Genomic DNA, 9,034 nt, shown 5'->3' on the forward strand with positions numbered 1-9,034 from the left:
TTCCGTTGAATAATGAAAATTAAGTTTTTACTAAACTTACTAAGTATTAATAATAAGTTCCTTAAAATTGCTGAAGATCGCCTCTTGGTCGAGAGCCGCCTAAAATTGTTAAATCTAATTTAATAACTGCTGCTGTAGTTTTTTCTATAGTAAATTGATTTTCAGTATTCTCCACAGTAGATTGACTTTCAGTACTCATAAGACCTTACCTCCTTCTAATGTTTATTATTTTTGTATTTCAATAGAAACTTCTTACTTAAACATACAAAGTATTAATAAAAAGTTCCTTAGAATTGCTGAAGATCGCCTCTTGGTCGAGAGCCGCCTAAAATTGTTAAATCTAATTTAATAACTGCTGCTGTAGTTTTTTCTATAGTAAATTGATTTTCAGTATTCTCTACAGTAGATTGATTTTCAGTACTCATATGACCTTACCTCCTTCTAATGTTTATTATTTTCGTATTCAACGGAATCTCTGAGTAGACATTGAACTTATTTTCATAATACTGATTTTAATAAAAAAGCTTTAAAATCTTTTTTTCTTACACTATAGTGGAATTTAAAAAGTATTATTCTGGTGAATTTAATTAAAAACACTTACAAAATAAATTTAGATGTATAAATCACCTAAATTCATTTTGTAAGTGTGTAAATGTAAATATAGTTTCAGAGAAAATAGCTCGCAATCCTTATAGAGAACTCTTTAAAAGTCTTTCACTATAGCTATTTAAATACTCTTTATAATTTACAGCATAATTTACAGCCCCAACTTCTTCTAATATATTTATACAACTTTTTACTAATTTTAAACCCTCATCATAGTCTGAATTCATTTTAAATATTCCATCATAAAATTTTAATATTAATTTTTCTAATATAAAATCCTCCGTCATATCTGAATTTTTTAAATTATTTATATAAAATTCAACCTCTTTAAGTTTATAATTTTCTAAACATACTCTAATTGTATTAAAATAAATACCATACATGTCCCTTCTATAACTTTTTATTTTTTTAAAAAGTATACTTTTTTTTAACAGTTCAGAAGATAACATTATAACTGATTCTACACCCAGAATATGTAATGTATTCCCATACAAAATTATTTCATACTCTCCCCATACTTCTACGCCCCATAAGTAATCTATAAGTAATTCAATATCTTTTTTATCTACTTTTTCATGGGTTAAATCACTACAAATGGCTTGTGCCATTATACTATTTAATTTAAAAGTTAATAATCCTGTTTTTTCAAAATTTGCATTTTCATCATCAATTAATTTTTTTAAAATCTTTAAATTCCCTTGCAAATAAGCCTTTTTCAAATCTTCAATCAGCAATTCTAAATCATTTTTTTTGAATTCATTATTTATAAACAAAAATTCATTAAACTTAACATTTATCCTATTAAGTAGTTCTAATATCTTAGGTAATGTAATTTCTGACTCATTTCTTTCAAATTTTGATAAATATGAAACCGAAACGATTCCTTTTGCTACAAATTCTAGACTATACCCTTTATGTAACCTCAATTTTCTAAAAGTGCTACCAAAATCCATTTAACCAATCCTTTGTCATATATTACAAAAAAAAGAATACCTTATAATCATTATATATAATTTAAGTAAAATAGAAAGGCGGAAATATATGATAAAAAACAAAATAACAAAAACACTCTCTCTGTTAGTTGTAATTTATATAGTTGGTTCAAATTATTCATCCGCAATTTTAGAATTCATTGGAACGGAAATATAATCTGGTGAAAATGAGGCTGTGACAAAATAATAACAAAGGAGCCCATGAAATTTTACGATCAGTAAAGTTTCATGGGCTTTGTATTTGAAGATGTAAATTCTAATAAAAAGAAAGGACACCTTCTTATAAATTAAAGTGAACAAACCATAACCAATGAGAAAGAAGTGTCCTTGAATCGATATTTTGAAAAACAGCGAAAATAGATAATAACTTTTTCGCTTCAATCTTCCTAAATCAAAAAAATGTTAGATAGAAATACAATCAGTTCAACATTTTTTCTTATTGTCCCAGTCTCTTTTTTAAACCTTGCTAAAGGATTATGATATAGTTGTTTAATTATCGATTGGCGAATAATTCAACTTAGTTCCCTTATTTTATAAATCGTATAGATCGTTTCTCCCCAAATTGTAAAATCTCATCATTCATTAATATGATGTCAGTGTCTTCCTCTGTAAGTTTTTCTCCATTTAAAGAAACACCATTTTGTTTCATTAATCGCATAAACTCACTTTTACTTTGAATATATTCTTCAGCAATTAATGATGGAATAATATCAAGTACAGACTCTTTCCCTATTTCAATTAACATTGTGGGGATGTTATCTGGTAAAACCTCTCCTTCATTAACGATCTTACCTACACCCTTTTGAATCGTCTCTACTTGTTCTTCCAGTGTTAAAAACATACAATACTACTCCTTTAATATTGAATTAATATTGCAAGTTCTATAAGAGTAAAAAATCAATTTCGCCTTGGCGTAATTGTAGCTGTCGCTTTGCTTTCGCTACATATGCCATAGAACGTGAAGTTCTTAGACTGAGTTCCGCTATAAAAGGAATCACATCGCATTCATCTTACCACCCGCTTCTGCTGAATGAAGATAAAAAAACGTCCTTTAGGAATAAACCTAAAGGACGTGTTATGAACGTGTTACCACCTTAATTTAAGAGCTACTCACATAACTCTTCTCAATAGGTACGGCTAAATGCGATACCTTTGCATTGATTACGGATGCAAACCCGTCGTAGCCTACTAAAGTTCGGTACGCAGCTCCAAGATGAATTCATTTTAACTTTCCTTGCGCCTCTCATCAACCGGCTACTTTCTGTCAGTTCCATTAAAACTACTAGTTCTCTTCAACACTTTTACTCTTATACTCCAAATTATTGTTAACAACAATTTTTCGTTATGCAAATCTTGATAATTATTATAGCCTCTTTATTTGAATTGTCAATAAATTATTTTAAGCTTTAACCATAGGGTTGATTTCCGTTCCGGCTGGACACTTCCTGAGGCATCCACAGCCATGGCTGTGGATGCGGCTTGTAAATGGGGAAATAAAAATCTGGGGCCCTCTATTCAATTTCCTAAACCAACAAACAAATCCATAGTATCCAGTGCTTTTTCAAGTGGTATTATTGGTAGCGCAATTCTAGTGTATGGGTTTATTTTCAATAAAAAATGGATTTTGTTATTTGGTGCACTTGGGATAATAAGTAGTGTTTTCATATATCGACAAAGTGTCAAAGACGAATAGATACGTATGTATTAAAAAAGCACGAGAAATCAGAAACATTGATTTCTCGCGCTTCTTTTATATGAAATCATATTATTTCTAAACATTATAGTAATTATTTTTTATTGCTCACTAGTTTGTGTGGATGGCTTTAATAAGAACCAAACAATTACTAAAGTTACTAGCGCTAATATAAAAGTACTCATATAAATGAAATGTACACCTGAAGCTAATGCCTCTTGTGATTCGGTTACTATGGTTGCTGTAGTTCCTCCATGTCCACCGGAAGATACAAGATTAAGGTTTTTAATACCTTGTGCGTGAATCATCGTGTTGAAAATTGCCCCGAAAACTGCAGCACCTAATGTTTGACTAAACGTATTGATAAATGTATTTAAGCCAATTGCCGTTCCCCGCGTATGAGTTGGAACAGCTGATTGAATTGTTACCATGTAAATTGGTATAATAAGCCCCATTCCTAAGCCGAATAATCCAACTGCAACATAAATAAGGAATGTTGGTGAGTCTGTTGACAATGTAAATAGTGAAAAGGCAGCAACTGAAAGAATGCTAGCTCCAAGTAGAATGATTTGTTTCGTTTTTAAGTAATCAATTAATTTACCAGAAAAAATAGTGCCAAATGTCCACATAACGGGAAGTGGCATTAAAACGAGTCCGGCCTCTGTCGCATTTTTTCCTAATACACCTTGGCTCCAAATCGGAAGATACATTGTAATACTAATAATCATTGCACCAGAAATAAGAGTTAATATGTTTATAATAGATAATGTACGGTTAGAGAAAAGTGCTAGCGGAATTAATGGTTCCGGAGATTTTTTCTCAATAAATAAGAAAATAATGAATGAAACAGCTGCAAAGATTAAGAGACCAATAATTGTAATGTCCCCCCAATTTTGCTTACTGCTACCTGTTAATAACGCGTATAGTAGCGCGATTGTACTTAATGAAAATACTGTTGCACCAAAATAGTCGATATGGTGCTTAGCAGGCTTAATAGATTCTTTATAATAAATGACAATCATTAAGCAAGCGATAATTCCAAATGGAACGTTTAAGAAGAAGATGTAGCGCCAAGAAAGAGAATCGACTAAAAATCCTCCAACTAATGGTCCGATTACACCAGAGATGCCCCAAACAGCACTAATCCAGCCCTGTGCTTTTGCACGGTCTTTCACTTCGCTATATAAGTCACCCATGATTGTCATTGTTATTGGCATAATAGCGCCAGCACCTAGACCTTGAAGGGCACGAAAGACGATAAGCTGTTCCATCGATGTAACAACACCGCAAAGTGCAGAGCCGACTAAAAATATCGTAGCTCCAATCAGTAAAACTTTTTTACGACCGAATAAATCAGCCAGTTTCCCGTATATTGGAGTCGAAACGGCTGTGGCTAGCATATAAATTGCATATACCCAACTAACAAGTTCGACACCTGACAAATCACTTGTAATACGGGGGATTGCTGTACTAATAATTGTTCCTTCTACAGCTGAAAGAAATGTCATTAACATTAATGATAAAATAACTTTTTTTCTCATATTTTCCCCTTTACTTCTATACAGATTAATGACGCCTCGGCATAATGGCGTCCGGAATCGGCCTGCGTGAAAGCGAAGCGGCAGCATCTGCGCGAAAGAAGTTAAAATTATTCAATATATAACTAAGTATATTTTTGGATTATCTATAAACAATATAGATAATCAATAAAGTTCCTTTATTGCACTAACCAGCTTCGTTAGTTCAAGTACAATTTTTCACAGGATAAACATCAATTTTAACATATATATACATTAAAAATCACCTCCAAGAATAACTAAAGAGGTGATTTTTATCAAACGTTATGACAAACTATCATTCTTATTATAAACGAGCACGCATATTGCTTTGAAATCAATTATGCCCGGAATCGACTTTGTGCTTCCCTTCCAACCCTTAAATACTCGCCACATTTCCTCATATTAACTTTAGCAAAAGTGATACTATCATAAAGGAATTTTTTTAACTAAAAAGTGACTTTACTCGTGGTACCGCTCTAGCTTAAAAGCGCTAGACTAGACAATGCTCTCTTGAAAATGAAAACATCTTAAATATTTTCAAACTAAAATAAATCAACTATAATAATATACAAATGGTAGAAATTCTAAATTAAACCCATTTATCTTTTTTTATACAAATCTACTCTAAAGGAGCACGAAGATGAAAAAGAAGGTTTTATCCTTACTCATGGCCATAATAATGGTCCTATCAGTTAGCGTATCGGCGTTTGCCGATGAAACGTCGCCACCAGCGACAAGAGGAGAAATCGTTAAAACCTTGTTGATGGCAGCAGACGCTTATCAACCAGGAATTAATAAAGAAGACATTATGCAAGGCTCTAAAAACGAAGATTTAAAAGAGAATGAGTCTGTTAAGAAGGTTGAAGCTTTAGTCATGTTGAGTAAGGCATTCGGCGAATTGCCAGAACCTGTCGGAAATGATCTGCGCAGCGGAACATTTGGTGTCGAGTTCACCGATGTACCCGCTTGGGCTAAGAAAGATATCGATAAACTTGCAAAAGCAGGCGTACTGACGGGCAAACCTGATGGCACATTAGGTGCAAATGACAATATTACGATCAATGAGTTCCGAAAAATTATCGCCAGAGTGTGGACGCTTAAAGGCTCCCATTTAAATGACGATTTTTATGAAGTAATCAATAAGGAATGGTTAAATAAATCGGCAATTCCGACAGGAGAAATCATGGGTGGTGGATTTCCTGAGCTGCAAAAGCAAAATACCGATAAAATAGAAAAAATAATAAATGAGCTCGTTGGCAAACAATTCGAAGAAGGAACAAAAGAACAGAAAATTGCCGACTTCTATTCGACGGCGTTGGATACAAAAAATAGAAACAAACAAGGGATTGAGCCCATTCAAAAATATGTAAAGGCAATTGACGGGGCTAACACGCTTGATGAACTCATTCAAGCAGATCTTACCCTGGAAAAAGAATTAGGTCTAGGCTCATTATTCAGCTTTGCAATTATGAACGATGCAAAGAACAGTAGTGAAAATGCTTTATATTATACCGGATTAGCTACTGGTTTGGATAAGAGCAACTTTGAAACGGAAGACGAGAAAGTGAAAAAAGCCTATATTCAATATATGACCAAACTTCTCGTAGTATCGGGTGAGGAAGAGTCTGCAGCCAAAGCCCACGCCGAGAAAATTTACGAAATGGAGAAAAGCTTAGCTTCCGTATCGCTTGAACCCTATGAACAAGGCGACGTCAATAAATACTATAATCCGTATACAATCGAACAATTCGATGACATGTTCAAAACAGTAGATATGAAACTAGTCATGAAATCGATGAAGGTCGACAGTGCTGATAAAGTGATCGTATCCGATGTGAAGCTGGCGCAAAAAGGCGCAGAACTCTTGACTGAAACTAATCTTAACGTGCTTAAAGCTTACTCCAAATTGCAACTGCTTAAGGAAACGGGCAATTTGTTGTCAACTGAATTCAGAGATGCTGCTATTGAGTTTTCCGCAACGTTATACGGCGTTACAGGAGAAAAAACAGATCAGGAAATCGCAGTAGCCATGACAACTGACACAATGGGTGGATATTTGGAGCAAATGTTTGCCGAGAAACATTTTTCACCAGAAGCTAAAAAAGATGTTGAGCAAATGGTAGAGAAGTTAATTGCTACGTATGAGGAAAGAATCAAATCGCTTGATTGGATGTCAGAAACAACAAAAACTAAAGCAATTAAAAAGTTGCATACGATGATTGTTAAGATCGGTTACCCAGATAAGTGGGATACAACATTAGATAAAGTAGCTATCAAGACATATGACGAAGGTGGTTCGCTGTTCTCTAATACCATCACAGTAACCAAAGCATACATTGATAACACGAAAGCCAAGCTAGGAAAACCGGTGGATAGAACGGAATGGTTAACAAGCGTATATACCGTAAATGCTTTCTACAATACTTTTAATAACGAAATTACGTTCCCAGCCGGTATTCTCCAAGCGCCTTTCTATGATATTAACGCTAAACCTGAAGCAAACTATGGTGCCATTGGCATGGTCATTGGCCATGAAATCAGCCATGCATTTGATAACAACGGATCTGCATACGACGAAAATGGCAATGCAAATAACTGGTGGACAGAAGAGGACTTTAAGAAATTCGAAGAGAAAAACCAGGAACTGATTGAGTTCTATAATGACATTGAGATTATTCCGGGTGTGTTAAATGATGGTCAGCTTACACTAAGTGAGAATGTCGCTGATTTAGGTGGAATGGCGGCTTCACTGCAAGCTGTATCCAAAATGAGTAATCCGGATTATAAAGCATATTTCGAAAGCAATGCAGAAATATGGAAATCCACAACTACAAAAGAATTTGCAGCATATCTGAGCAAAAACGATGTACATTCAGCCGCTAAAATTCGGGTAAACCGCACGATTGTGAACTTCCAGCAATTCTATGATACCTATGGAATTAAGCTTGGAGATGGCATGTATGTAGCTCCAGAGGATCGAGTTTCCATCTGGTAAAAATACGAGTAGATAGAGCTATTTCCGATAGCTCTTACATCAGTGTATAGAAGCAAAGGCTGTCTAGAAAGTCTTTTTAGCGTAAATACACCGAAATAAAAAGCCCAAGAATGCTAATTGATATGCTCCCTATTAGGTAGACAGATTAAAAAATAAAATCTGTTTATCTAAGGGGAGTATTTTTTATGGGGCGAAGCAAACATCCACTCGAGTTAAAACTACATATCCTTCAATTGTTTGAAGAAGGTAACTATTCTATCAACGAATTGTGTGAAAGATTTTTATTAAATCCTCAAACTTTATATAGCTGGAAAATGAAATATGAGGCAAGTGGACGTGATGGATTACACGAAGCTACTTCATGTAAATTCTATTCAAAAGAGTTAAAGTTAGCGGCTGTGGAGGACTACATCCAACGGAATTATTCACAGATGGAAGTGTTAGCGAAATATGAGATTAGTAGTACCTCAGTTTTAAAAAGGTGGGTAAAAAAGTATACTAGTCATAGTGAAATAAAAGATTCAGGTAAAGGAATGAGTCAAGCTATGACAGAAGGAAGAAAGACAACTTTTGAGGAACGTATTGAGATTGTCGAGTACTGTTTGAAGCACCAGAAAAATTATCAGTTGGCAGCGCACACCTATGGGGTTTCGTATCAACAGGTATATCAATGGACGAAGAAGTTTGAAACTAACGGTGAAAAGGGATTACGAGATCGCCGTGGTCGCACAAAAGATGAAGTCGAATTAACCGTTGAGGAGAAATTGAAATTTGAGATTCAACGTATTGAACGTGAAAATGAACGTTTACGTGCAGAAAATCTATTTTTAAAAAAGTTAGAGGAAATCGAAAGGAGGCGTCGTTAAGCCAAATACGTCTACAGCAACGCTATTTAGCGATTCAAGAATTACATCGAGAGGAAGAACTTTCGATTCTTTTACTATGTGAAATAGCTGGTGTTTCGCGTGCAGCTTACTATAAGTGGCTAAGTCGCAAGCCTTCTAACAGAGAAGTTGAAAATGAAGCAATTTTAAAGGACATTCATCTCCTTTACAAACAAGTAGATGGTATTTACGGCTATCGTCGTACAACGTTGACAATCAATCGTCAGCGAAAAGAAAATAATCAAGCGATGGTTAACGAAAAGCGTATTTATCGTTTAATGCAGATTAGTGGATTGAAGTCTGTT

At 34.3% G+C, this 9,034-nt stretch carries 8 protein-coding genes and 1 other annotated feature; of the genes, 3 read left to right on the forward strand and 5 right to left on the reverse strand.

Annotation, left to right across the window (positions count from 1 at the left end):
• Positions 1-61 precede the first annotated feature (61 nt).
• From ACIQZA_RS10470 to ACIQZA_RS10490, 5 genes are all read right to left on the reverse strand, one after another.
• Entirely contained in the window at positions 62-199 is a 138-nt protein-coding gene (locus ACIQZA_RS10470) for a hypothetical protein (RefSeq protein WP_185903452.1), read from the reverse strand.
• An 88-nt stretch (positions 200-287) separates the two neighbouring features.
• Positions 288-425, reverse strand: a complete 138-nt coding sequence (locus ACIQZA_RS10475; protein ID WP_400940313.1) for a hypothetical protein — start codon at positions 423-425, stop codon at positions 288-290.
• A 264-nt stretch (positions 426-689) separates the two neighbouring features.
• Entirely contained in the window at positions 690-1,559 is an 870-nt protein-coding gene (locus tag ACIQZA_RS10480) for a helix-turn-helix domain-containing protein (RefSeq protein WP_400940315.1), read from the reverse strand.
• Positions 1,560-2,124: 565 nt separating this feature from the next.
• Complete coding sequence (locus ACIQZA_RS10485) at positions 2,125-2,439, reverse strand: hypothetical protein (protein ID WP_402881213.1); 315 nt, start codon at positions 2,437-2,439, stop codon at positions 2,125-2,127.
• A 222-nt stretch (positions 2,440-2,661) separates the two neighbouring features.
• Positions 2,662-2,903: a binding site (T-box leader), on the reverse strand.
• Positions 2,904-3,392: 489 nt separating this feature from the next.
• A complete protein-coding gene (locus ACIQZA_RS10490) occupies positions 3,393-4,832 on the reverse strand; it encodes an MDR family MFS transporter (protein ID WP_142510918.1) in 1,440 nt (479 codons plus the stop codon).
• 658 nt (positions 4,833-5,490) lie between these two features.
• Here ACIQZA_RS10490 and ACIQZA_RS10495 point away from each other — a divergent pair.
• The 3 genes from ACIQZA_RS10495 to ACIQZA_RS10505 all read left to right on the forward strand — a co-directional run.
• Complete coding sequence (locus ACIQZA_RS10495) at positions 5,491-7,845, forward strand: M13-type metalloendopeptidase (protein WP_402881211.1); 2,355 nt, start codon at positions 5,491-5,493, stop codon at positions 7,843-7,845.
• 185 nt (positions 7,846-8,030) lie between these two features.
• Positions 8,031-8,711 carry a helix-turn-helix domain-containing protein gene (locus ACIQZA_RS10500; RefSeq protein ID WP_402880248.1) on the forward strand — a complete coding sequence of 227 codons (681 nt, stop codon included), beginning with the start codon at positions 8,031-8,033 and terminating at the stop codon, positions 8,709-8,711.
• Between the two features lie 161 nt (positions 8,712-8,872).
• Positions 8,873-9,034: helix-turn-helix domain-containing protein (locus ACIQZA_RS10505; RefSeq protein ID WP_402880265.1), on the forward strand; the 162-nt coding region annotated here is incomplete at its 3' end.

This window comes from Lysinibacillus sp. NPDC096382 (genome assembly GCF_044762845.1).
In the GTDB taxonomy this organism is placed as follows: domain Bacteria; phylum Bacillota; class Bacilli; order Bacillales_A; family Planococcaceae; genus Lysinibacillus.